This is a genomic window from Bacillus multifaciens (assembly GCF_030756675.1).
Classification (GTDB): domain Bacteria; phylum Bacillota; class Bacilli; order Bacillales; family Bacillaceae_G; genus Bacillus_A; species Bacillus_A multifaciens.
Window position 1 is genome coordinate 1 of record NZ_JAVBXD010000017.1, and the last position, 25,171, is coordinate 25,171.

Annotated in this window: 29 protein-coding genes; 19 read left to right on the forward strand and 10 right to left on the reverse strand. The window is 35.8% G+C overall.

Annotated features, from left to right (window positions below; all coding sequences use genetic code 11):
• The first annotated feature begins 225 nt into the window (after positions 1–225).
• From Q9306_RS12425 to Q9306_RS12465, 9 genes are all read left to right on the forward strand, one after another.
• Complete coding sequence (locus Q9306_RS12425; protein WP_306198828.1) at positions 226–1,197, forward strand: YncE family protein; 972 nt, start codon at positions 226–228, stop codon at positions 1,195–1,197.
• The gene (locus Q9306_RS12430) at positions 1,194–1,865 is read left to right on the forward strand and encodes a response regulator transcription factor (protein ID WP_306198829.1); all 672 of its coding nucleotides are present in this window, start codon (positions 1,194–1,196) and stop codon (positions 1,863–1,865) included. The genes Q9306_RS12425 and Q9306_RS12430 overlap by 4 nt, the downstream gene beginning before the upstream one ends.
• Position 1,866: 1 nt before the next feature.
• Entirely contained in the window at positions 1,867–3,255 is a 1,389-nt protein-coding gene (locus Q9306_RS12435) for a sensor histidine kinase (RefSeq protein WP_306198831.1), read from the forward strand.
• Positions 3,256–3,542: 287 nt separating this feature from the next.
• Positions 3,543–4,232 (forward strand): FadR/GntR family transcriptional regulator, encoded by a 690-nt coding sequence (locus Q9306_RS12440; protein ID WP_306199010.1) that lies wholly within the window; start codon positions 3,543–3,545, stop codon positions 4,230–4,232.
• A gap of 166 nt (positions 4,233–4,398) precedes the next feature.
• Positions 4,399–5,115 (forward strand): (Fe-S)-binding protein, encoded by a 717-nt coding sequence (locus Q9306_RS12445; protein ID WP_306198833.1) that lies wholly within the window; start codon positions 4,399–4,401, stop codon positions 5,113–5,115.
• Positions 5,116–5,133: 18 nt separating this feature from the next.
• Positions 5,134–6,555 carry a LutB/LldF family L-lactate oxidation iron-sulfur protein gene (locus tag Q9306_RS12450; RefSeq protein ID WP_306198834.1) on the forward strand — a complete coding sequence of 474 codons (1,422 nt, stop codon included), beginning with the start codon at positions 5,134–5,136 and terminating at the stop codon, positions 6,553–6,555.
• The gene (locus Q9306_RS12455; protein ID WP_306198836.1) at positions 6,555–7,265 is read left to right on the forward strand and encodes a LutC/YkgG family protein; all 711 of its coding nucleotides are present in this window, start codon (positions 6,555–6,557) and stop codon (positions 7,263–7,265) included. The genes Q9306_RS12450 and Q9306_RS12455 overlap by 1 nt, the downstream gene beginning before the upstream one ends.
• Positions 7,266–7,529: 264 nt before the next feature.
• A complete protein-coding gene (locus Q9306_RS12460) occupies positions 7,530–8,240 on the forward strand; it encodes a prepilin peptidase (protein ID WP_306198838.1) in 711 nt (236 codons plus the stop codon).
• Between the two features lie 12 nt (positions 8,241–8,252).
• The gene (locus tag Q9306_RS12465) at positions 8,253–8,567 is read left to right on the forward strand and encodes a cyclic-phosphate processing receiver domain-containing protein (RefSeq protein WP_306198840.1); all 315 of its coding nucleotides are present in this window, start codon (positions 8,253–8,255) and stop codon (positions 8,565–8,567) included.
• 49 nt (positions 8,568–8,616) lie between these two features.
• On the opposite strand, the gene Q9306_RS12470 is transcribed toward Q9306_RS12465, so the two are convergent.
• The 6 genes from Q9306_RS12470 to phaQ form a co-directional block, all read right to left on the reverse strand.
• Positions 8,617–9,465 (reverse strand): formate/nitrite transporter family protein, encoded by an 849-nt coding sequence (locus Q9306_RS12470; RefSeq protein WP_306198842.1) that lies wholly within the window; start codon positions 9,463–9,465, stop codon positions 8,617–8,619.
• Between the two features lie 214 nt (positions 9,466–9,679).
• Positions 9,680–10,486, reverse strand: coding sequence for a TerC family protein (locus Q9306_RS12475; RefSeq protein ID WP_306198844.1), 807 nt, complete (start codon positions 10,484–10,486; stop codon positions 9,680–9,682).
• 434 nt (positions 10,487–10,920) lie between these two features.
• On the reverse strand, positions 10,921–11,106 hold the full coding sequence (locus tag Q9306_RS12480; RefSeq protein WP_306198846.1) for an alpha/beta-type small acid-soluble spore protein: 186 nt from the start codon (positions 11,104–11,106) through the stop codon (positions 10,921–10,923).
• Positions 11,107–11,241: 135 nt separating this feature from the next.
• On the reverse strand, positions 11,242–11,685 hold the full coding sequence (locus Q9306_RS12485; RefSeq protein WP_306198848.1) for a MaoC family dehydratase: 444 nt from the start codon (positions 11,683–11,685) through the stop codon (positions 11,242–11,244).
• A gap of 101 nt (positions 11,686–11,786) precedes the next feature.
• Positions 11,787–12,311 carry a polyhydroxyalkanoic acid inclusion protein PhaP gene (phaP, locus tag Q9306_RS12490; RefSeq protein WP_306198850.1) on the reverse strand — a complete coding sequence of 175 codons (525 nt, stop codon included), beginning with the start codon at positions 12,309–12,311 and terminating at the stop codon, positions 11,787–11,789.
• 43 nt (positions 12,312–12,354) lie between these two features.
• Positions 12,355–12,804, reverse strand: coding sequence for a poly-beta-hydroxybutyrate-responsive repressor (phaQ, locus tag Q9306_RS12495; protein ID WP_306198852.1), 450 nt, complete (start codon positions 12,802–12,804; stop codon positions 12,355–12,357).
• Positions 12,805–13,019: 215 nt separating this feature from the next.
• Here phaQ and phaR point away from each other — a divergent pair, with 215 nt between their 5' ends.
• From phaR to Q9306_RS12515, 4 genes are all read left to right on the forward strand, one after another.
• Positions 13,020–13,487, forward strand: a complete 468-nt coding sequence (gene phaR, locus Q9306_RS12500) for a polyhydroxyalkanoic acid synthase subunit PhaR (RefSeq protein ID WP_306198854.1) — start codon at positions 13,020–13,022, stop codon at positions 13,485–13,487.
• A gap of 148 nt (positions 13,488–13,635) precedes the next feature.
• The gene (gene phbB / locus Q9306_RS12505; RefSeq protein ID WP_306198856.1) at positions 13,636–14,379 is read left to right on the forward strand and encodes an acetoacetyl-CoA reductase; all 744 of its coding nucleotides are present in this window, start codon (positions 13,636–13,638) and stop codon (positions 14,377–14,379) included.
• 84 nt (positions 14,380–14,463) lie between these two features.
• Positions 14,464–15,549: a class III poly(R)-hydroxyalkanoic acid synthase subunit PhaC gene (phaC, locus tag Q9306_RS12510; RefSeq protein ID WP_306198858.1), complete on the forward strand. Its 1,086-nt coding sequence runs from the start codon at positions 14,464–14,466 to the stop codon at positions 15,547–15,549.
• Between the two features lie 282 nt (positions 15,550–15,831).
• The gene (locus Q9306_RS12515) at positions 15,832–17,181 is read left to right on the forward strand and encodes a TrkH family potassium uptake protein (RefSeq protein ID WP_306198860.1); all 1,350 of its coding nucleotides are present in this window, start codon (positions 15,832–15,834) and stop codon (positions 17,179–17,181) included.
• Positions 17,182–17,223: 42 nt separating this feature from the next.
• Here Q9306_RS12515 and Q9306_RS12520 read toward each other — a convergent pair whose 3' ends face one another.
• Positions 17,224–17,502 carry a DUF3905 domain-containing protein gene (locus Q9306_RS12520; RefSeq protein WP_306198862.1) on the reverse strand — a complete coding sequence of 93 codons (279 nt, stop codon included), beginning with the start codon at positions 17,500–17,502 and terminating at the stop codon, positions 17,224–17,226.
• 223 nt (positions 17,503–17,725) lie between these two features.
• On the opposite strand from Q9306_RS12520, the gene Q9306_RS12525 reads away from it, so the two are divergent.
• On the forward strand, positions 17,726–17,878 hold the full coding sequence (locus Q9306_RS12525; protein WP_306198864.1) for a hypothetical protein: 153 nt from the start codon (positions 17,726–17,728) through the stop codon (positions 17,876–17,878).
• Positions 17,879–17,902: 24 nt separating this feature from the next.
• On the opposite strand, the gene Q9306_RS12530 is transcribed toward Q9306_RS12525, so the two are convergent.
• Complete coding sequence (locus tag Q9306_RS12530) at positions 17,903–19,669, reverse strand: B12-binding domain-containing radical SAM protein (RefSeq protein WP_306198866.1); 1,767 nt, start codon at positions 19,667–19,669, stop codon at positions 17,903–17,905.
• Between the two features lie 173 nt (positions 19,670–19,842).
• On the opposite strand from Q9306_RS12530, the gene Q9306_RS12535 reads away from it, so the two are divergent.
• The 3 genes from Q9306_RS12535 to cbpA all read left to right on the forward strand — a co-directional run bounded on the left by Q9306_RS12535 (position 19,843) and on the right by cbpA (position 21,535).
• On the forward strand, positions 19,843–19,965 hold the full coding sequence (locus tag Q9306_RS12535; protein ID WP_306198868.1) for a hypothetical protein: 123 nt from the start codon (positions 19,843–19,845) through the stop codon (positions 19,963–19,965).
• 154 nt (positions 19,966–20,119) lie between these two features.
• A complete protein-coding gene (locus tag Q9306_RS12540) occupies positions 20,120–20,749 on the forward strand; it encodes a class II aldolase/adducin family protein (protein ID WP_306198870.1) in 630 nt (209 codons plus the stop codon).
• Positions 20,750–20,908: 159 nt separating this feature from the next.
• Entirely contained in the window at positions 20,909–21,535 is a 627-nt protein-coding gene (cbpA, locus tag Q9306_RS12545; RefSeq protein WP_306198872.1) for a cyclic di-AMP binding protein CbpA, read from the forward strand.
• Between the two features lie 26 nt (positions 21,536–21,561).
• On the opposite strand, the gene Q9306_RS12550 is transcribed toward cbpA, so the two are convergent.
• Positions 21,562–22,335: a divergent polysaccharide deacetylase family protein gene (locus Q9306_RS12550; RefSeq protein WP_306198874.1), complete on the reverse strand. Its 774-nt coding sequence runs from the start codon at positions 22,333–22,335 to the stop codon at positions 21,562–21,564.
• 414 nt (positions 22,336–22,749) lie between these two features.
• On the opposite strand from Q9306_RS12550, the gene Q9306_RS12555 reads away from it, so the two are divergent.
• On the forward strand, positions 22,750–23,019 hold the full coding sequence (locus Q9306_RS12555; RefSeq protein WP_306198876.1) for an aspartyl-phosphate phosphatase Spo0E family protein: 270 nt from the start codon (positions 22,750–22,752) through the stop codon (positions 23,017–23,019).
• Between the two features lie 24 nt (positions 23,020–23,043).
• On the opposite strand, the gene Q9306_RS12560 is transcribed toward Q9306_RS12555, so the two are convergent.
• Positions 23,044–24,540, reverse strand: coding sequence for a PAS domain-containing sensor histidine kinase (locus Q9306_RS12560; protein WP_306198878.1), 1,497 nt, complete (start codon positions 24,538–24,540; stop codon positions 23,044–23,046).
• Positions 24,541–24,703: 163 nt separating this feature from the next.
• Between Q9306_RS12560 and Q9306_RS12565 the strand changes: the two genes are divergently transcribed.
• Positions 24,704–25,150 (forward strand): MarR family winged helix-turn-helix transcriptional regulator, encoded by a 447-nt coding sequence (locus Q9306_RS12565; RefSeq protein WP_306198880.1) that lies wholly within the window; start codon positions 24,704–24,706, stop codon positions 25,148–25,150.
• Positions 25,151–25,171 lie beyond the last annotated feature (21 nt).

Sequence of the window (25,171 nt, forward strand, 5' to 3'; positions counted from 1 at the left end):
TCTTAATTATACAAAAATGTACCATACAGAGAGAGACTTTTTTAGTGTCTACTCTATAGGGTACATTTTACTTCTATGCACGGCCAGATGCTCTCGCCCGCCTAAAAAAGCGGTTTTTTAATTTCCATTCATATATTATATAGTAAGAAAAAGATTTCACACTTTCCTCACAATTATTTGTTATTTTACAAGTATAACGAAACTGTCCATACTGGAGGTAGTCTTTTGAAAAGGTGGCTTATTTCACTTTGTATCGTACTATTATTTACAGGGTGTAAGGGAGGGGCATATCGATCTATTGATCCAAAAAAACCTCTTCTTATAACGACAAATATAAAAGAAGGAAGTATTAGTTTTATTGATACGGATACGAAAAAAACAATGACAACGTGGCATTTAAATGAAACAATTACGGGAACAACGTTGTTACCAGATAAGAATCGCTTACTTGTATATGGAAAACAGCTTGAGTATATCTATGTATATTCTTTGAAAGATGGAAAGCAACTTGAAAAATGGAATACAGGAAAAGGAATAGCCAATATATTATTATCTGAAAACGGAAAAGAGTTATTTATGGCGGATCAAAATCAGCAAAAAATTCGCGTGTTTACGACCGATGGAAAAGAAACAGAGAGCATTTCGGTTGGAAAGGGTCCGCTGACGATGGTGCAGCATCATGATATGTTATATGTTCTTAATTTTTATGATACGAAATTGTCTAGTATTGATGTGAAACAAAAGAAGGTTGTGAACTCTTTTATGATTCCACCAGCTTCAACAGGTGCTTTTCTTAGCGAAGATGGAAAGGACATATTTATTGGCGGGCATGGTGACGGAAAACAAGTAAATGAAAAAGTACTCGAGTATTCTGTACAAGATGGGCAGATGTTACAATCGTTACATGCACCATTTATGCCGGTCAGTCTGTCTACAGATCAACGATTTATATATGTACTTAGTCACGGGTCGAACACGCTGAGAAAATTTGATGGGAAAACATATAAAGAAGTAGGCTCGCTAGAAGTAGGCTCGAATCCATTTGCATTTTGGCAAATTGATAGTGAAGGGTATGTTGCAAGCTATGATAGCGATGAAGTGTATGTTTTAGATTTAAATGAAATGAAAATAAAACAGACAATTTCAGTTGGAAAAGGTCCATTTCAATTTACGCAAAGAGTAGGGGAGAAGAAATGAGTAAGTATAAAGTACTGCTTGTTGATGATGAAAGTGATATGAGGCAGCTTGTCGGTATGTATTTGGACAACTTCGGTTATGAGTGGAAAGAAGCTGAAAATGGAAAACAGGCGCTGCACATGCTTGAAATAGACAACTTTGATTTTGTTATTTTGGATATCATGATGCCAGAAATGGATGGGATGACTGTTTGCAAAGAAATTCGAAAAACATCTGATATTCCGATTATCTTTTTGACAGCAAAAGGAGAGGAATGGAATCGCGTAAACGGATTGCGTACAGGGGCAGATGATTATATTGTTAAACCATTTAGTCCAGGAGAATTAATTGCACGTATGGAAGCAGTGTTAAGGAGATATACGAAATATGAGGAACAAGAGGAAATAGAATTTGGACCAGTTGTTATTAATGAGAAAAGTCGCCGCGTTGAAATAGATGGGGAGGGTATTTCATTAACTGTGAAAGAATTTGATTTACTTTATTTCCTTTGTCAACATAACGGCCAAGTATTTAGCCGGGAGCAGTTGCTTGAAAAAGTTTGGGGATATGATTACGCCGGCAGCACTCGAACAGTTGATACGCATGTGAAAACAATGCGCTTAAAGCTTGGGGAACATGGAAATTGTATTCAAACTGTTTGGGGTGTAGGCTATAAATTTGAGGTGTAAAATGTTTACGATGGTACAAAAGTTATGGCTTACGATTGCATGCGCGGTTTGTATAACAGTTTCGTTTTTATATTTTGTTTCATTATATTCGTATGAAAAATTATATGTCCAAAATATTGAAGACACATTAAAAGCAGAGGGAAACCGTCTTGTAGCGCAACATAAAGCAGATGAACCTATAGATGTATTTGAGGAAAGAGTAAAATCATTCGATAAAATTGCGAGTGCTGATGTATTGTTTGTGAATAATCCGCGCGATTTAAGTGCATGTCTTCCGTTTGATGTTCATTACAACTCAATTATTAGCGAGGATGACCGGCAATCATTGTTAGAAGGAAAGACGATTACAAAGCTGGGATATGAAGAGCATTTTCAGCGTAACATTATGGGTATTGTTATTCCTGTACTAGACAATAAAAAATTGGTCGGTATTGTATATTCTTATATTCCTTTAAAGAGCATTAAAGATTTAATTTATGAAATGGGACTCATTTTAGCACCTCTTGCTCTTGTTATGATTGTTTTAACTGTATGGATTGGCCGAAAGATTGTCATTGCCATTACAAAACCGCTTTCACAAATGGAGCGAGTTGCGAATCATATGGCAAAAGGAGATTTTTCGCAGCGAATTACAATTTCATCAGAAGATGAAATTGGTCGGCTTGGTAAAGCATTTAATAAGATGGCAAGTTCACTAGAAGAAGAGGATGTGCAGCGAAAAGAATTTTTAGCAAATGTGTCACATGAGCTGCGAACTCCCCTTAGTTATATTAAAGGATATAGCGAAGCCATTATTGACGGCGTAGCAAAGGGCGAGCAACAGTTGAAATTTACCGGGCTTGTTCATAAAGAAGCAGGGCGCATGCAACGTCTTGTTCATGATTTATTAGATTTAGCGCAGCTTGAAGGAGAACGTTTCCCTCTTAAAAAGCAGCCTACTGTATTTGCGCAGTTAATTGAAGATGTACTAGAGACATATGAATTACAATTGACAGAAAAACAAATTACATTGCAGACAACTCTTGATCCAGATGTCATTGTCAACATTGATGAAGATAGGATGCAACAAGTGCTTCATAATATCATAGATAATGCGATTCGCTACACAGGTGAGAATGGGATGATACATGTCCAATTAGAGCAACAAGCAGGGCAATGTAAATTGCAAATGAAAGATAGCGGGATTGGCATTGGCGCTGAACATCTCGAAAAATTAGGAGAGCGTTTTTACCGAGTGGATAAAGCGAGAAGTCGTCACAACGGTGGAACGGGACTGGGACTTGCGATTGTAAAACAAATTGTGCACATTCACGATGGAACGTGGCACATTGAAAGTGAAGAAGGAAAAGGAACGACGATTTCCATTGACCTACCGGTTATTTCTTCATAATGAAGAGATAGGTTTTTTCTTTACTAAAGTAGTGCAATAACTTTTTTTGTCTATTTTATGAACAAAATGTTTGTACTTCTGCGCGTTTAGTTCTAAAATAGATAGGGATGCTATTTTCTGTATAAAGTGAAACTCGCTGTAGGTATCTCTTGCCTATCTTTTTTCACTTCTCAGAATCTTGAGGTGAGAGCTTTACTACCTGTTAGCGCGGGATAAATTGTTGTCATTGTTGTTTGGATGATACTGGGGTGATACAACTGGAATACAAATCTATTAAACCAAAAAAAATTTACGAAGAAGTATCGGAAGCCATTTTAGGAATGATTAAAAATGGTACATTAAAGCCTGGTGACAAACTTCTTCCTGTTCATCAATTAGCAGAGCAGTTTCAAGTTGGCAGATCTGCTGTGCGCGAAGCGTTAAGCGCATTGCGAGCAATGGGCTTAATTGAGATGAAACAAGGTGAAGGTACGTATGTGAAGAATTTCAATGCCTCTGCTTTAACATCGTCACTAAATACAACGTTGCTAATGAAGCAAGAAGATATTGTGAATTTATTGGAAGTGCGAAAAGTGCTTGAAGTAGGAGCGGTTGGTGCAGCAGCAGTAAAACGCACAGAAGAAAATTTATACAATATGCAGCGTTGGTTAGATGAGATGCAAAAAGGAGTCGGAGATGAACGAGCTGGTGAAAAAGCAGATTTTCATTTCCATATGGCAATTGCGGAAGCTTCACATAACAATATTTTGTTAGAGTTGATGAACCATGTTTCTGAAATGATTGCTGAAGCAATCGGTGAAACAAGACAAATTATTTTATATGGTGAACAAACAACAGCAGAACGACTTCTAGAAGAGCATCGAAAAATTTATGAAGCAGTGTTAGAGAATGATGTTGCAGCAGCGCAGCAAGCGATGCAAGATCACCTAACGAAAGTAGAATGTATGGTCACAGGCGCTGAAGAAACAAATTCGTAATTTTATGCTTTTAAAACTTTATGTATTTGCTGAAATGGAGAAAGTATAAGAAAGCGTTTTCTAAAGGAAGAATATGAGCAGTTCATGTCTCACTTCTTTCTTTTTTAACAAGTCATCTGATGACCATATGAATGTTGGCTGAGTTGAAATGAGGGGGAACTATAATATGAAAGTTACATTGTTTGTTACATGCTTAGTCGATATGTTTGAAACAAATGTCGGCAAAGCGACGGTTGAAATTTTAGAGCGATTAGGTTGTGAAATTGAATTTCCGGAAGCGCAAGTTTGTTGTGGGCAGCCTGCTTACAATAGCGGCCATGTAGAAGCGGCTAAAGAAGCAATGAAGCATATGATTAGCACATTTGAAAATGCTGAGTATATCGTTACACCTTCTGGTTCTTGTGCGACAATGTTTCACGAGTATCCACATGTATTTAAAGATGATCTAGAATGGGGACCACGTGCGAAAAAAGTAGCTGAAAAAACATATGAATTGACACAATTTATTGTTGACGTGTTAAAAGTTACTGACGTTGGTGCTCGTTTGGATGGCGTAGCAACAGTTCATAAATCTTGTCACATGACGCGTATACTAGGAGTAAAAGAAGCTCCAGGTATTTTATTATCAAATGTGAAAGGCTTAGAAGTGAGAGAACTGCCAAATGTACAAAATTGTTGCGGTTTTGGAGGAACGTTCTCGGTAAAAATGACGCCAATTTCTGAACAAATGGTAGATGAAAAAGTTGATAGTGTTATGGAAACAGGTGCTGATTATTTAATCGGAGCGGACTGTGGGTGTTTGTTAAACATTGGCGGGCGTATCGAGCGTTTAGGAAAAAATGTGAAAGTAATGCATATTGCTGAAGTATTGAATAGCCGCTGATGAAGGGGGAAGTAAGCTATGTCTATGAAAACAAGTGATAAAAAATTTAATGATCGTGTCGGGGAAAATCTTCAAGATTCGTTTATGCGCGGAGCAGTATCATCTGCACAAACGCGTTTGCACACAAAACGTTTAGAAGCAGCTGAAGAGTTAGGTAACTGGGAAGAGTGGCGTGAGCTTGGTGAACAAATTCGTCAGCATACATTAGAAAATTTAGATTATTATTTAATGCAACTAAGTGAAAATGTCTCAAAACGAGGCGGCCATGTTTTCTTTGCGAAAACGAAGGAAGAGGCAGCTGAATATATTAAACAAGTAGCTGAAAAGAAACAAGCGAAAAAAGTTGTGAAATCAAAATCAATGGTAACAGAAGAGATTGGTATGAACCATGTCCTTCAAGAAATCGGTTGTGAAGTTGTTGAGAGTGATTTAGGTGAGTATATTTTACAAGTAGACAATGATCCGCCATCTCATATTGTTGCGCCTGCACTACATAAAAATAGAACGCAAATTCGTGATGTCTTTAAAGAAAAATTAGGATATGAAAAATCGGATGATCCATATGAGATGACGAAATTTGTTCGTAAAATTCTTCGTGAAAAATTTATGGATGCAGAAATTGGAGTAACAGGATGTAACTTTGCGGTTGCTAACACAGGTTCTCTTTGTTTAGTAACAAATGAAGGGAACGCAGACCTTGTTATGTCTATTCCGAAAACACAAATTGCGGTAATGGGTATGGAACGTATGGTTCCAACGATGGAAGAGCTTGATGTTCTTGTCGGGTTACTTTGTCGCAGTGCTGTTGGTCAAAAATTAACAAGTTATGTAACCGTAGCGGGACCAATTCAAGAGGACGAAATAGATGGACCAGAAGAATTCCATTTAGTTGTTGTGGATAATGGTCGCTCTGAAATTTTAGGTTCTGAGTTCCGTCAAGTATTGCAATGTATTCGCTGTGCGGCATGTATCAATGTATGTCCAGTGTATCGTCATGTTGGCGGTCACTCTTATGGATCCATTTATCCCGGACCAATTGGAGCGGTATTAACACCGCTTTTAGGTGGCTATGATGACTATAAAGAACTTCCGTATGCATCGAGTTTATGCGGAGCATGTACAGAAGCTTGTCCAGTAAAAATTCCATTGCATGACTTATTGTTAAAACACCGCCAAGTAATTGTGGAAAAAGAAGGACGTGCACCGCTTGCAGAAAAACTTGCAATGAAGATGTTTAGTATGGGCGCTTCTTCTGCGGCTTTATACAAAATGGGATCGAAAATGGCGCCAGCCGCAATGAGCCCATTCACATCCGGAAACCGCGTTTCTAAAGGTGTTGGACCGCTTAAAAATTGGACGGAAATTCGTGAATTCCCAGCGCCAAGCAAAGAAAGATTCCGTGATTGGTATAAAGATCATAAGAAAGGCGGGAATAACTAATGGCAGGAACGATTCAAAACCGCGATTCATTTTTAGAAAATATCGCAAAGCAGCTTGGACGTGAACGCAAAACAGAAGGGGTGCAGCGCCCTGAATGGAAAAACAATATAAATGTAGAAACGTTAAATGATTACTCACAAGAAGAGTTATTAGAAGTATTTAAAAAGCAATGTAACAACATTCATACGACTGTTATTGAAACGAATCGAGATGAATTAAGTGCTGCGATTAAGAACGTTATCACTGAAAACGGCGGCGGACCAATTATGTTATCTCAAGATGAGCGTTTTGAAGAGTATGGACTTGGGCGATTGTTTGAAACGGAGCTTCCTGGTGAAAACGTAGAAGTAAATACTTGGGATCCAGCGAAGAAAGAAGAAAACATGAAGTTAGCGGAAAAAGCAAATATTGGAATTTCGTTTAGTGATTATACATTAGCGGAATCAGGTACAATTGTTGTGCAAAGTCATAAAGGAAGAGGACGTTCACTACACTTTTTACCGACTATTTATGTAGCGATTATTCCACGTGAAACAATTGTGCCTCGTATTACACAAGCGGTACGTGATTTGAATACACGCGTTGAAAATGGAGAAGCACCAGCTTCTTGTATTAATTTTATTACAGGGCCAAGTAACTCTGCTGACATTGAAATGAATCTAGTTGTTGGTGTACATGGACCATTAAAAGCATTTTATTTTGTTGTATAAAATAGAAAAACAGGCCTAATAAGGGCCTGTTTTTTTATGAAGAAAGATATATTTTTGAAAATACAATGTGTTACTTTTTCTTGTTATACTATGTAAAACCAACGTGACTTACCGATCACAAGTCGCCGCCATGCCAAGCAAAAAGTAACCTTCCACTATCTTCCTCTCTATGTTTGAACATCACACGTGGCAGAAACAGGCCCTGACCGCTTCTACTCATGGCCGGACGCTCTTGTCCATCTAAAAAGAAAAGGGGTTTTATGAATGCTATTTTATGTATATGCTTTTTTCACTGGTTTGATATTAGGTTCTTTCTATCACGTTGTTGCTTATCGTGTTCCGCTCGGATATTCCATTATAAAACCACGCTCACATTGTTCTCATTGTTCCCACGTATTACGACTAAAAGAGTTAATCCCCATTTTATCGTTTTGTATCCAAAAAGGAAGGTGCACGTACTGTAATAGAAAAATTTCATATTTGCATCCTTTATTTGAAGGCATTTCAGGGGTATTGTTTCTTCTTGCGGCAGTTTCTGTTGGTTTCAATGAGGAGCTGATTATCGCGTGGACGCTGTTATCACTTCTTTTCATTGTTTCCATTACAGACCTTCTTTATATGGTAATTCCAAATCGAATTTTATGCTTTTTTACAGGACTATTTTTAATCGAACGTTTTTTTATACAGCCATCGCTATGGTGGGATGGCTTGTTAGCGGCACTGGTTATGTTTATGCTCTTATATATCATTCAAGCTATTTATCCAAAAGGAATCGGAGGAGGGGATGTGAAATTATTTACTTTACTTGGGTTTGTCATTGGAACAAAAGCGATACTGTTGTCACTATTGTTCTCATCCTTATTTGGTCTTTGTTTTCTTATCATTTTCATTATTCTTAAACGCATGACATATAACGAACCGCTTCCCTTTGCACCTTTTATTGCACTTGGTACAATATGTACATACAGTATGTAGAGGAGGGATAATATGAATGTATATATGGATGACCAAAGACCGTGCCCTGCTGGCTTTACACTAGCGACGACAGCCGAACAGGCACTGGAGCCTATTCGAAATAATAAGGTACATACCTTATCGCTCGATTATAATATGGGATTTCGTCAGAGAAATGGGTTGTATTTCGTAGATGCATTTTGCCGGGAACGATTACATGTGGAAGAAATTCATTTTCATACGAATGATCCGATAGGACAACATTATATGTTAGATCGGATCCAAAAAGGAAAAGAATCTGGAGAAATTTCTTCATCTATTATGATTAGACGTGTGGGAAGTTATTAAAAAAGCATGCATTCCAATTAATTTGGAATGCATGCTTTCGACATGTGCGTTATTTTACCTGTGCTGGTAATGGAATGATTTCTTCAGTTTGTTCAGATTCGATTTCTGATTTTGTAGATTTTGTTTCATCTTTTGTTTTAGTCAAATAATGATAAACCATACCAACAAATACAGATCCGCCAACTATGTTACCGATTGTAGCTGGAATTAAGTTATGAATCGCACCTGCAAAAGAAACTGTATCAGGATGTGGAACAAGTAAAGCAATTGAAAATATAGATAGATTTGCGATGCTATGTTCATATCCTGACATGAAGAAAGTAAATACAGTTAAAAATATCATAAGTATTTTAGCTGTATCTCCTTTTACTTGAGATGGAAGGAAACATGCAAGACAAACGAGCCAGTTACATAAAATAGCTTTGAAAAATATGTGCATTGTTGATGCGCCCATCTTTGTTGTGGCAACTTCATTTAATAAGTGATTGTGACTTATTGTTTCAAAAATACCAGTTGCATAAAATAGGAATGCGAAAAATACTGCTCCTACTAAGTTTCCTACATAACAAGCACCCCAGTTGCGAAGTGTATCGATAACAGTTGTTTCTTTACGTAAAGTTGCAACGGTGAAATACATTGTATTTCCTGTAAATAATTCAGCTCCACCAAATATAATTAAAATAAGTGCAATTCCAAAAAAGATAGAGAATGCAAAATATGTTGCGGGTGAATGTGCATCATGAAAGAAATTTCCTAATTTAGAACATAGTACAATAACAAAACCCATATAGACACCAGCTAGCGCCGCCCGAAGGAAATATTGCATTGGATTGTTATCTAACATCTTTTTCTTTTTCTTTGCGAGCTGTACTAGGTAATCTACTCCTTGTTCTAGCATAAAACATTACGCTCCTTCAATAAATCGTTTATAAATATACTTTATATAAATAAAGTACACGTATTTACTCTTTCTTTCAATAAGTTTGTGTAACAATTCACAAAAAGGACACCAATTCTAATGAAAGCGTTAACAAATTATTGTATAATATAATACATTTTCAACAATTGAGAAATCTTACCTGTTTTTGAAGAAAAAAGAAAAAGCGCTGAGATTACAGCGCTTTTTCGTTATATTGTTTCGAATCTTGTTGTACGTTTGGATTTGTTTCTTTTGATAAGAACCAACCACCTGCACCAATTGCAAGCAATACACCCCAGAAGATCAATTTCCAAGTAGTTGATTCTGGGAATTCATGTGGAATGACACCTAATGCAGGGTGAGCTAACGTATAGATTGCTAATTTTACACCAACCCAACCTACAATCATGAATGCAGCAGTTTCTAATCCAGGTTTACGTTGCAGTAAGTTTACGAAAGCGGATGCGGCAAAGCGCATAATAATTAATCCAATCATACCGCCTGCGAAAATAACAGCAAACTGTCCGATATCAAGTTCGCCAATTGTACCAAGGTTTGTCTTCGGTAATGTCATTGCTAATGCAACCGCTGCTAAAATAGAGTCAACAGCAAACGCAATATCAGCAACTTCTACTTTGAATACAGTCCACCAAAAGTTTTCTTGTTTTTTCTCTTTTTCTTTTTTCTCTGTTTCTTGATGAATTGTATTCTTTTTTACATACGTTTTTATAAGGTGATTCACAGCGATAAACATTAAATAAACAGCACCAATTGCTTGTACTTGCCATACATCGACAAGAAATGAAATCATAAATAATGATCCAAATCGGAATACAAATGCTCCTGCAAGTCCGTAAAATAAAGCTTTTTTTCGTTTTTCTTCCGGTAAGTGTTTTACCATGATTGCAAGGACAAGTGCATTATCTGCTGCTAAAATTCCTTCCAAAGCGACTAAAATAAGTAATACCCAACCATACTGCAATAATAAAGATAGTTCCATTTACATTCTCCTCTCGTTTGTATAGGCGCTAAACAATAAGAAAAAAATCCCCATTGTTTAGCTTTCCAAAAAATAAGCTCTATTAACGGCGAAGGAATTTAGGAATGAATGCAAAAAAGACCTCTGCCATTAATAGGCAAAGGTCTTGCTAGACATATGTAATAAACTATGCCAACAAAGCCGGAGGAACATGGTTCCACGTAATGACGACTTTGTTTCAGAGAATATTTTCTCTGACGCTACTCCCCTTTGGAAATATGCTATTACGTACAGTATATAAGTAATACTATAGTCTGTCAACCTGTTAAAAGATTTTTGTGTGAATATTTCATTTTTTGTACTTTCTATGAGGAGAGGGAAGCGCTCATGAGTAGTGGAGTTGTAAATAGTAAAGAGGCAGAGAATATCTGCCTCAAATCCATTGTTTATTTTATTTATCCACGTAATTGCTGTTGTGCAAGGGAAACGAGACGTTTTGTCACTTCGCCGCCGACAGATCCATTTGAACGAGCAGCTGTGCTAGATCCTAAATTCACGCCAAACTCTTGTGCAATTTCATACTTAAACTGCTCTAATGCCTGTTCAGCACCAGGAACAAGTAATTTATTTGTTTTCGCCATAGTATAATACCCCTTTTTTCATTTTCAGCCTATAGAAGCTGATGATATTATTGTATGTGTTTGATTTTTACTCATACGCGGAAGTAATCGGACAGACTAGCAGTTCTTGGATGAAATGAAAAAAGAGTAGCAGCGCTACTCTTTTTTCATAACAGTTGCCGTACCTTCGACAACAACTTTATTGTATTGATTATATATGTTTGTTTGTAAGGTAATAATTCTTTTATCATCGCGTTTCTCAATGACTTCAGCGACAACACGCAGTGTATCTCCGATTTTTACCGGGGCACGAAATGCAATATTTTGTGATAAATAAATGGTATTTTTTCCAGGAAGCTTTGTGCCAAGTATTGTTGAAATAAAACTAGAGACGAGCATTCCATGAGCAATGCGTTCTTTGAACATTGTTGTTTTTGCAAAAGAATCAAGGAGATGAATTGGATTTACATCACCCGTAAGTTTTGCAAACGTAACGATATCTTCATTTGAAATCGTTTTTGTTAAAGAAACTTGATCCCCTATGTGAATGTCATCATAATGAAGCTCATGAACAGATTCTGCTTCTCGAAAAGGATTCATTTCTTCCTCCTTCTTTTCCATGTTGAAAAATGTGAGCCATCCAGATGCAAAGGGAGAAAGAAAGGAAAGAGTATTTTTTGCAGTCAGCTGCCACATCTTTCTTACTTCATGGAAGTAAATAGATTTTTTGAGTTTTCCTCGAACTTTTTTACGAGGTCTAGTTGCATGGATTTGAATTCTTCTAAAAAACTTTCCATTTGTTTTTGAACCTCTTCACGTTGTTGCTGTTGTTGGTTAATTAGTTGTTTCACCGCTTCTTCGAATTGTTCGCTTGTTTGTGAAAGTAAAGATAGAGATGTTTTTGTTGGAGACACAGTGAGCTGTTGCATATGATTGGAAAGTTCATTCCATTTTTCTTGCCATCCATCAATTTGTTCATTGAAAGAAGTTCCGGCGAATTGCTTTACATACTCATTGTATTGTGCGTTTGCTTGTGCTGAAAATTGCTGGATTTCTTTTTCGATATCCTTCGTACTTTCTGTTAATTTATGCAAAGCTTCCTGCTGATGTTTCAACGTTTCTAATGTAAGTTGTTCCATTTGTTTTCCCGCTGAAGAGAATAGGGAAAGAGAGTGTGACCAATTTTTCCAGAATGCATCAACAAGTTCGTGTGGTTTCGTTTCCATGACTTGACCTCCAAATAAAATTTTTACATATTGTGAACGCAGTTTATTCTGCTGTGTCACCAGAAGATGATGAAGATTTCTCATCCTTTACTGAAACCGTGGAAAATGGGAAGAATGCATTGGTGTATAGGTTAAAAAATGTACGCAGCATCTTTTGGTATTGTTCAAATGACGTAGCGCAAGAAGATAAATATTCCTCTCCATATTCCGTTAAAGAATAAATTCGTTTTGCTGGACCTCCTTCACTTGTATCCCAAGTGGAAGATATGAGGTTTTCTTTTTCTAACTTTCGCAAAGTCCTATATACATTACCTTGATCAATAGAAGAAAAGCCAATATCCATTAGCATTTGAATGAGTTTGTAACCGTGAAGACTCCAGTCTTTAAGACAGAGAAGTAGGAATGGAACTAAGAAGTTTTTTGGCATGGAGTTTGGTTGTTTCGTTTGGGATGTTTCCAAACTTTCTTTTTTTTCTGGTTCATTTTGTAGCATGATTGTGCATCACCTCATGAATCAGTTAGTTGGGAATTATTTCTTATATGTGCAATTTACACCTATCTGTATTTTTTGTCAATTCATTTTTTTGAAAATAGAAAAAATAAATACACCCTTGAACTTTTAGACAGAATATTAGAAAATAATGAATAGATTGAATTATTTCAATTGCTTTATTGGTTTTGATAACGAAATGAAGGAGTGTAGGAGAATTGATTGAACAAAAACTCGATCCACTACAAGCTTGGAAGGAAGTTTACGAACAGACAGAAAAGTTTTGGGGAAAAACGCTTAATGAAACAGTCAAGACAGAAGAGTATTCTGCATGGATGGGAAGCGTTTTAGATTTGAACTTGTTTTATCAAAAGATGATGAACGATGCAACGAAAGGGTATTTAGAAAAGGTGAATATTCCAACGCAAGAAGATATTGCACGAGTTGCCTCTCTTGTTATTAATTTAGAAAACAAAGTTGACAATATTGAAGAGTTTTTAGAGGAAAATACAGAATCTCTCGGGCAATCACCTACAATAAAACGTGATGTAACAAAAGTGAAACAAGATATTCGTACACTAGAAAATAAATTAGATAAAGTTTTAGAGCTATTAGAAGGGCAGAATGCAATATTAGAAAAACTACAAGTACCAGCTGTACAAGCGAAACAAGATCCAAAAAAATAATTTCGTTAAATATATACTCGTTCAGAAAGTGGAAGGGTCTTTCTAGGACGGTATCTTATTTATAAATGTATACATGCATTATGCGGTGTACATCTAGGCGAAATCCATCCATCATGTAGCCGCAAATTATAACAAAGGGGGAGCAAAAATGGCTCAATTACATGGAAAAGTAGCAATTGTAACGGGTGGAGCAAAGGGAATTGGAAAAGCAATTACAGTGGCGCTAGCGGCAGAAGGTGCAAAGGTAGTAATTAACTACAATAGCAGTAAAGATGCTGCGGAGAACCTTGTGAATGAGCTCGCAAAAGAAGGACATGATGTGTATGCTTGTCAAGCAGATGTTTCTAAGTTAGAAGATGCAAAGCGTCTTGTAGAAGAAACAGTACAGCACTTTGGAAAAGTGGACATTTTAGTTAATAATGCTGGAATTACGAGAGATCGTACATTTAAAAAGTTGAATCGTGAAGATTGGGATCGCGTTATCGATGTGAATTTAAGTAGCGTATTTAACACATCAAGTGCGGCACTTCCATACATAACGGAAGCTGAAGAGGGACGAATTATTAGTATCTCTTCTATTATTGGCCAAGCTGGCGGATTTGGACAAACGAATTATTCAGCTGCAAAAGCTGGGATGATTGGATTTACAAAATCGTTAGCATTAGAACTTGCAAGAACAAATGTAACAGTAAATGCGATTTGCCCAGGCTTTATTGATACAGAGATGGTAGCAGAAGTTCCAGAAAACGTTCGTGAGCAAATTGTAGCGAAAATTCCGAAGAAACGTTTCGGTCAAGCTGATGAGATTGCAAAAGGTGTTATATACCTTTGCCGAGATGGTGCGTACATTACAGGTCAGCAATTAAATATTAATGGCGGTTTATATATGTAATCTAACAACAAAGAAGTGCATGTCTATGATGGGTATGCACTTCTTTCTTTCTAAATGGAATAAAAATATAAAGGAGTTGTGAACATGACAATGCTCAGAGCAGAATGGGAAAAGCAATTAGAGTTGTATCCAGAGGAATATCGAAAAGCATATCGACGCTTTAGACGAGCGAGTGAAGTGTTGCTTCGTGAACCAGAGCCACAAGTAGGTTTAACGCCGAAAGAAGTGATTTGGACGAAAAATAAGACGAAGTTATATCGTTACATTCCAAAGAAAGAAAAGACACATTCTGTTCCTATCTTGTTAATTTATGCTCTTATTAATAAGCCTTACATTATGGACTTAACGCCAGGGAATAGCTTAGTGGAATATTTAGTGGACCGTGGTTTTGATGTGTATATGCTAGACTGGGGAACGTTTGGTTTAGAAGATAGTCATTTGAAATTTGATGATTTTGTTCTTGATTACATTGCAAAAGCCGTGAAAAAGGTACTGCGTACAGCAAAGGCAGAAGAAATTTCTTTGCTTGGTTATTGCATGGGTGGAACATTAACGTCTATTTATGCTGCACTTCACCCACATATGCCGATTCGAAATTTAATTTTTATGACGAGCCCATTTGACTTCTCAGATACAGGGTTATATGGACCGCTATTAGATGAAAAATATTTTAACTTAGATAAAGCGGTGGATACATTTGGAAATATCCCTCCGGAAATGATTGACTTTGGAAATAAAATGTTAAAGCCGATTTCAAATTTTGTCGGTCCTTATGTAGCGCTTCTTGATCGTTCAGAAAATGAGCAGTTTGTAGAAAGTTGGAGATTAGTTCAAAAATGGGTTGCAGATGGGATTCCGTTTCCGGGAGAATCATATCGTCAATGGATTCGAGAATTTTATCAAAAAAATAAGCTAGTAAAAGGTGAGCTTGTGATTCGCGGCCAACAGGTGAAGTTGGAAAATATTAAGGCAAATGTATTAAATATTTCGGCGAAACGTGATCATATTGCACTTCCATGTCAGGTGGAAGCTTTATTAGATCATATTTCGAGTGTTGATAAGCAGTATGTGTGTATTCCAACGGGACATATGTCAATTGTGTACGGCGGAACAGCGGTAAAGCAAACATATCCAACAGTTGGGAATTGGCTTGAAGAACGCTCAAACTAGGAATTGATATGAAAAAATCCGGTTAGTGAAAACTAGCTGGATTTTTTTATCCCGCATTAATAGACAGTAACCCGCACTGATGGAAGTTTCACTTTATGGAACAGCAGGGCATGCAACTGTTACAGAGTATATTGGTTATACTGCCTATTGCTCGAACGTTAAGAAATGTCTATTCCTTGTTATGAAATGTTGGAAAATGATATGATATGTGATGTGCTCATTATTCGTAGTAGTTCTGATTTTAAAGTATTTTACTCAAAAAAAAGTTAAAGAAGTGATGGAATGAAACTTATTAGAAATTGGTTACAACGTTTAAGGCCAGTGCAGCTCATCGCTGTATTTTATGGCATCGCTGTAATTGTATCTGTTCTATTATTAAGCATGCCATTTGTTTTAAAACCAGGAGTGAATTTGCCATTTATCGATGCTTTATTTATATCCGTTAGTGCGGTAAGTGTAACGGGGTTATCTACTGTGTCGATTCCAGATACATTTAATACAGCAGGTATTGTGATATTAGCACTTGTTTTACAATTAGGCGGACTTGGTATTATGGCACTTGGCACGTTTGTTTGGATGATTACAGGGAAGAAAATAGGTTTGCAGCAGCGGCGATTAATTATGGCAGATCAAAATCAAGGGAATTTAGCTGGACTTGTTCATTTAATGCGCTCCATTTTAATATTAATTGTTTCGATTGAAGTGCTTGGTGCCCTTTTATTAGGAACAAGATTTTTACATTACTTTCCTAGATGGAAGGAAGCGTACTTTCATGGTTTCTTTGCAGCTGTTAGTGCGACAACGAATGGTGGATTTGATTTGACGGGTCAATCGCTTATACCGTATCAAAAGGATTATATCGTACAAATTATACATATGTTTCTCATTATTTTAGGTGCAATTGGTTTTCCTGTATTAATTGAGGTAAAGCAATATATGAGTAGAAAGAAAGATAAATTATTTCGCTTTTCGTTATTTACAAAACTTACAGCGACAACGTTCTTTTCTTTAGTCATTGTTGGAACAGTCGTTATTTTTTTGTTAGAATGGAATCATTTTTTGCACGGTAAATCATGGGATGAAATGCTGTTTTATACATTGTTTCAATCTGTTACGACAAGAAGTGGCGGCTTAGCAACGATGGATATTCAAGAATTTTCGCCCCCGACACTTTTCTTTATGAGTATATTAATGTTTATTGGAGCTTCTCCAAGTTCTGTTGGCGGAGGCATTCGTACAACAACATTTGCCGTCAGTATTCTCGTATTGTATAACTTTGCAAAAGGTAGTAGAAGTGTACGTGTATTTGGGAGACAATTACATGAAGAAGATATTGTAAAATCATTTGTTGTTGCATTGATGGGTGCATTGCTATGTGCTGTAGCAATATTTATTCTATGTATAACCGAACCATTTCCATTAATGAACCTCGTCGTAGAAGTGTGTTCAGCATTTGGAACAACAGGATTATCGACAGGAATTACATCAGAACTCACAGCAATTGGAAAGTTAATATTAATTGTGCTGATGTTTATCGGGCGGATTGGTATTTTAGCGTTCATATTGGTGATTGGGGGAAGAGAGAGGCCTCCTCGATATAAATATCCGAAAGAACGGATTATTATTGGATAAGAAGAGCGATTCTATTTTCTAAAATAGAATCGCTTTTCTATGTTAATCATTAATACCAAACTGTGGATGCATAAAAATATCTTCTGCATCATTATTATTTTTAGATAGTAATTCTTGATTTTCTTCAGCAATCCAACCGATATCATTCGTTGGATGCACCCATTGGTCTCCGGCCATAATAGCAGGATCAATATCATCGCTCCAATTATTTAGGGGGCTATTTTCTGAATTATATTGGCTATCACCAATAATCACGTCATATTCATTGATGAATGGTTGTGGCATTGTGATGCCAGTTCCTTTAAACGAAGGGAAATTCATTTAGTGCGGAATGGTTTCATCGAGAATCGGAGAGTCGATAGGTTGCTTTTCCTTCACATTCATCGCTCCTTGTTTATTAAAGTGGAAAGGTGTATAGCCCCTCCTGTTTTATAGCATTTCCTCACATTGCATATTCGCAACTTGTTAACAGTTACCATCTATAGAGCGTGGTTTCAATGTCCATATTAATACTGTAAGCATAAAGGATTGAGGAGTGTTTCGTATGGTAAAACGAAAGGTGAGTCGTAACGCAGCTGCAAAGAACAACCAAACTCCAAAAGAAAGTTTGCCGGATGCGGAATTTGCAGTAGAGTACGAAAATGAAGATGTTGCAAAATATGCAAATCGTAATTCAAAAAAAGGAAAGACAAAATGAGGCGTTTTACAAACGCCTCATTTTTTATATTATTGTTGATAATTCGCTGACACTAGCTGCGTATAATTCACATTGTGTCGTTTTCGGATTGTAGTAGGCAACAAGGAAAGAAGGGTTTGAAATCACTTCCCCATGCTTCATGTAATGGTGGTAATCAAATGGTATATGCTCTACAATTGTGTGTTTATACAAGTCTTTTTCTGCCAATTGAAGAGCAGCAAACTTATCTCCTAGAATGTTTGGATGTTCTAGAATTCCTTTATAGAAGGCATTTATTTCTTCTTTTTTCCTTTGTTCTGTTGTCCATGATTTACGCGGGCGATATTTATGATTTTGTAAATAATCGATTGTCATTAACCCTTTAATGATCGGGAGCTTTGCAGTTTTTCTTGATTGTAAAAACTGATACAGACGTTGGAATAAATCTTCTAGTTGGTGTCCAATTCGTATCCACCCTTGTGTATCCCAGTAAGAGCCAAATTCTTGGAAGAAGTCAAAAGGTGTATCAAATGCATGGGATATGATATATGACACAGTGTTGTCCATACGATGAGCATTCCAATATTTTTCTAAGACATCTTCAACTTGTTTAATTCGAATAATATCATCGAATGATAGTACATTATTTCCAAGCATTTCATACGGTGCATTTTCCATGTATACATATTGATGATCATTTGCTCGAAGTCGAAGGCCTGTACCACGTAGCAATTTTAAAAAGCCAAGTTGTAATTCTTCTGGTTTTAATGCAAAGACATCATTAAATGTTTTTCGGAAGGATTGATAGTCTTCTTCAGGAAGTCCGGCAATTAAGTCTAAATGTTGATCGATTTTCTGTCCATCGCGAACCATTGTAACGGTTCTTGTTAACTTTTCGAAGTTTTGACGTCGTTTTACAAGATCGTTTGTTTGATCATTTGTCGATTGTACACCGATCTCAAAACGGAACAAACCTGGAGGAGCATTTGTATTTAAAAATTCAATGACCTCAGGCCTCATAATATCGGCTGTAATTTCAAATTGAAATACAGTCCCCTCTACGTGTTCATCAATTAAAAATTGAAACATTTCCATTGCGTAGCTACGGCTAATGTTAAAAGTACGATCGACGAATTTAATAATACGTGCACCATTTTGCATTAAATAGCGAATATCTTCTTTAATCCGTTCACGATCGAAGTAACGGACACCGACCTCAATAGAAGATAAACAAAATTGGCAGCTAAACGGACAACCCCGGCTCGTTTCGATATAGGTAATGCGTTTACTTAAATGTGGAATATCTTCCGGGAAACGATATGGAGATGGTAATTCTTTTAAATTTAGTTTCTCACGTTGTGGTTTGATTACATAGGTGCCATCATCTTTTTTGAATCCAATACCGTCAAGGTTTTCAAATTGTTGTGTACCTTGTATTTCAACTAGAAGATTTTTTACAGCAATTTCTCCTTCACCGATAATAATAAAATCAATTTCAGGAACACGTTTTAGCCAATAGGGCACATCGTATGTAACTTCTGGACCACCAACAAAAATAATCAAATTTGGATTAATCTTTTTAAGCATTTGAATGACTTCAATTGTTTCTTCTATGTTCCAAATATAACAGCTAAATCCTATTACATCAGGTTTGCGCCTATGTAAATCTGTAACGATATTCATGGCAGGATCGTTAATCGTATATTCAGCCATCTCAAGATCAAATTCTGGCTGGGCATATGCCTTAATATAACGAATTGCTAGATTTGTATGAATGTACTTTGCGTTTAACGTACTAATAATAATGTTCATATTTTAACCCTCAACTTTAATTTGAAATTACATTTTTTAGTATAGGCATATATATGGAAAAAAACAACATTCACAAGAAGTTGAATTTACACAAAACAGGACACTTTTTCTCTTATCGCTCATATAATTTACCAATAGAAAAAAAGTTGGTTAAAGGAAAGAAGGGAGCAGGGGTGAAGAGAAGAGTGTATGAGAAGATCATTTTATATGCATATATACTGCGAAAATTACGGATTATTAATGAACAAGAGAAGAATGCTATGCTGCAAATTATGATGAATAAAAGAGCTCTATAATAGGGCTCTTTTTATTTGGATAAAGTTTAGGGAACATGGCAAAAGCATATTGACAAAAAGGTTTTATCATGTGATAATTCAATTAAATTTTTAGAATTATCAAAAAATATCGCCTTTACATAGAAATAGAAGATAACAATACGGGGGTGACAATGTGTTATTGTTTTTGAAAAAATGGAAAGAATTACGGGATATTAAGATGGAATTGGCTCTTCGCGATTGGTTTTATGGGACAAAAATTAGTTTATCGATGCGAACGTCAAAAGATCCGCTTACGTTTTTAGTTAATATAGCAGGAAAAGATAAAGGCCTATTTGTAGAAGATGATTTTATTGTGGTTAATAGTACATGTGAACCGGTATTTGCGTTCGATGAGAAACCGGCTTCTGAATCATTTATGCACGCAGATATTTATAAAAAAAGTCAGGCAGAATGTATTTTACAAGTACAAACAGTTGATAGTCACTTAATGTCGGAGTTATATGGAAAAGAAGGAGAAGTAACATTTGAACAGAGAAATGTAGAACGTGTTTTTGGAAAAGAAGGAATTACAAGTATTACAATTCCAATCGTAGAAGATGAAAGTAAATTTGCGAATTTGTTAGAAGAGAGTGTGCCTTGCTTTACAAAAGGAGGCGGAGCTGTGCTTGTTCACAATTATGGATTACTTGTTTGGGGAACAACGCCAGAAGAAACGAAAAAATGGTTAGAGGGATTAGAGTACTTAATGAATTACCACGTAAAATTGTTAATGATTAAAGGAACAAAAAGTTCGGTGATGTAATCGAGGGATCTCTTTAGGTAGAAGTACCTAAAGAGAATGACAAACAGTTAGGAAGTAATTAAAAAAATGAAAGCGTTTTACTTATGAAGTTTTACTCATAAAATACGGCCCTCCTTATTATATATAGATTACATGTCGTCATGTGGGGAGGAACGTATTTTGCGAGTTAAAAATCATTTTCTTCTGAAGCAACAAGTTGTAACCTGCTTCGAATACGAAGAGGCGGAGCGAGCTTTAGAGATAATGGAACGCAGTGGATATAGAGCGATTCCTGTTTTAGCAGAGGACGGTAAGGCATTTAAAGGGATTATTTATAAAGTGGATGTGCTAGAGAATAGGTGTAAGGAGCAAGTAGAAAAGAAAGAAAGTGTTTCTGAGCTAATGAAAGATGAGCAGGCTTTTATTTTTGAACGTGATTCTTTCTTTAGAGCTTTTTATACGATTCGTAGATTGCCTTTTTTAACTGTATTAAATGATTATCATGAGTTTATAGGCATTTTAACACATTCTAATATTTTTGATGTGATTGAAGACTCGTTTGGAATGCATACAGGTGGATATATATTAACATTAGCGACGCATGAGTCGAAAGGAATCATTAAAGAGCTTGGTAGATTATTAAAGCTATATAATATCGGTGGGTTATTTACGTTAGATAATGGAGATCAATATATTAGACGCGTTATCGTTAATTTAACAGATGATTTAAATCAGCAAGAGATAGAAGCATTAATAGCAAAATTAGAAAAAAGGGGTTTTCGAGTTAGTCATGTAGACCGCATTTAGAAATAGAGAGGGGCAGATGCCTCTCTCTATTTTTGTGAAGAAACAGGTGGGGCTGGCGCTACAAGATCAGATAAGAAGATAAAATCAGCTTTTTCTTGAATCTTAGGAATATAAGATCGAATGACAGAAGATGTAATTTCTCCTGGAGGACCAACGTGACCAATCGCTACCATAACAGGTTCAGTTCTCACTTTTTGTAAGAGAATATTTGCTTGTTTTGTTACGTGAGCCGAAGTATATAAATCATCAAAAAATAGTTTGTTTTCGACAATAGGTACACCAATCTCTTCCCCAATTTTTTTGACAACGCTGTGCGGACTTGTTTTACTATCTAAATAAAAGAGACGATGCTCTTTACAAACTGATAGTATAATGCGCATCACTCTTTCATCAGCCGTTGCTTTTGAACCCATATGATTATTCATTCCAATTGCGAATGGAACCTCTTCAATTGCCTGTTTGATACGACTTCTAATTTCAGCATCACTTAAATCGGTTGTAATAGCTTTTGGGCCAAGCCACTCTTTTTTTCCTTTTACCGGTTCCATTGGCATATGAATAATCACTTCGTGTCCTTTTTGATGAGCTGATGTCGCATCTTGTTTTGTAGATGGAAGAAATGGCATAACTGCAACAGTTAACGGGATAGGCAGTGAGATCATTTTTTTCGTACCCTTCATATTATTTCCAAAGTCATCAATGACAATCGCTACTTTGTTTGTGTGAGCGTAGGTTGGCACAGAAAAAGTTACGATTGGCAGTAGAGCGGTAAGGAAAAAGATTATCATATATTTTCGCATGTACAAGTCTCCCTTCGGATCATACAAAGCATCCATATTTTCATCTACTAACGGTAAGTTGAAGTAATTGAGCTCAGTGGTGTGGTATAAATGATAATTTACTGTTATCGTTTACGTTTTGAATGAATTTAAACGCACAAAATGTCGAAAATAAAATTGTGAAAAGTGGGAGTTCTTTGTTTGAGAGGGATTTTTATTAAAATAAGACAAAAAAAATGTCTATTATTGCGAATGTATTTACAAAGATAGAATAATTTGTAATAATTCTCAAGGTGAGGATAAAGATTTGTAAATTATAGGGAGAAAATGTTTAATTTTCTGAACTTTTGTATGTAATAAGGAGAGAAACAGAAAGTTTCATTCTTTATAAGAATGGGATACAGATTATGAAAGGATATCGAGGGGGATATACGCATGTTTGTAGTAAAAAGAAAATCTACAATGGACAAGCTTTTGTATGATATTCATGTGAAGCGTGAAGAAATGATTCATTTAGGACTTACAAATGGATTTAATAGCTTGGAGACAATTCAAGTAAGTCAAGAATTGGACACACTTATTGTGAAATATCAACGTTACAAAGAGAATAAGTTGTCGAAATGGTTTTTAATGATAAAAACATCATTTTTTAAAATCGCACACAATGAGAAATCGAATGCGTTTTGGACAACATTTATAAAGTAATCATCCCATAAGGAGAAGGGATGATTACCGTGAATAAAGCGGGAGTATAATGCATACGGTTGTTCCAATATTTTCTGTACTTTCAATCGTAATTTGACCATTATAAATTTCAATGATTCTTTTGCATACGACAAGCCCTAGTCCCGTTCCTGTATCTTTGTTTGTGAAAAACGGATGGAAAATTTGCTTTTGAATGTGTTTTGGAATTCCTTTTCCTGTGTCTTTGATTTGCAATTGTGCCGTACTTTCATTCGCTTCGATTGTAATTGTCAATGTATCATCAAGTGACATTGCTTCAAAAGCATTTTTTGTAATATTTAAAATAACTTGCTTAATATGATCATTTGAACAACGAATCGGAATTGGATGTTCAGGCATATGTATGGAAAGTTGAACGTTATGTAAATTTGCCTCGGATTGAATAATCAATGAAACTTCTTTAACAATATCTCTTAAATCGTATGTTTTTTCAATAATAGCAGTTGGTTTCCCGAGAATAAGGAATTCACTGACAATCTCATTAATCCTTTCAATTTCTTTCTCAATAACAGAAAAATAAAATTGGTCTTTTTCATTTGTATGTGTTTCTTTCAAAAGAGTAATGAGTCCTTTAATACCTGTAAGAGGATTACGAATTTCGTGAGCTGTACTTGCAGCGAAGGAACCAACTAATTCTAGTTTTTGTATTTCATTTTGTTTTCTTTCTAATTTTGTTTGTCTTTGTAGAAGAATGTATTTTATAAATAAAAATAAAATGGTCATAAGAAATAATGTTATTAAACAATCCATAAAGACGTTATGACATAAAATGGTTTCTTCAATAGGTAATGGATAAATAGCAACGCTCCACGGCAATCTTGTTAATGGAACAGTAATTTGTTGTGTGTTTGTTGGGGCGAATTTGGGATTATTATCGTGTAAAAATGTAACTCCATGCTTATCGAGTACTTCAAAATGATATTCTGGTTTGATTGCATTTAAAGACGTTGCAATATAGTCAAACCGCAAGCTTGCTAATAGAAGTCCAGAAATATCTTTGTTTTTATTGAAAACAGGAGTGGCAATCACAATCACTTTATGGCCAGAAGCACGATCTGTAATTGCAGATGAAACCGTCGTCTGTTTATTTTTAAAAGCTTCTTTTGCGTAAGAACGATCAGTAATATCGATAGAATCTTTTAATTTCGATGATGATAATGTAACTTTCAAATCTGTATTTGCATAATACAGGCCATCAAATCGTTCGTCAGTTTCATCTGTACTATGTAGCACTTGTTGTATTTCAGTATCATTTTGCGCTTTTGCGCTAATAACCATCGCCAGCATTTCTAATGCAGATGTTGATTCTCCTAGATAACGATCTAAGTAGTCTCTATATAAAAATACGACTGTATGAGCGGCTTGTTTATTTTCTTTTTCCATTGTATATTTTTCGTACAAAAATAAGATAGAACTTATACAAAGTGTTGGAAATATAACAAGCAAAATATATAAAAATGTGTTGCGTAGTTTTACATTCAAAATTGCTTCTCCTTCTGTTTTTAATTTTATTATATAAAAACATTCGGAAATGTGTAGTGTTTTTTTGTGGTTTTTGTTGTAACATGTTGAAATATGACAGTATTTTTCAAATGAGAAAGAATATCTCTATTTGAAAAGAGATTTAGTAAAGGGTGGGAGTGTTATGACATCTCAGTATGAAGAGGAAGATGTTTCGAAATCATTAAAAGTATTTATCGCTTTATCACGCGTACACCGCTCTGTTATGGATACTGCCAATAAGTCTATTCAAAGCAATGGATTAAACCCAACTGAGTTTGCCGTACTAGAATTGTTATACCATAAGGGAACTCAACCGTTGCAGCAAATTGGGGAAAGAATTTTAATTGCAAGTGGCAGCATTACATATGTTGTTGATAAATTAGAGAAAAAAGGACTCGTTGAGCGAAAACCTAGCCAAAATGACCGTCGTGTCATTTATGCTCATTTAACAGAACAAGGGATACAATTAATTTCTAGTATCTTTCCAAACCATGAGGAAGTCATACATGAATCATTACATATGTTATCAAATGATGAAAAAGATCAACTTTTAGTGTTGTTAAAAAAGATAGGGAAATATGAGAAATAATAAAAACTTTGAATGTATACT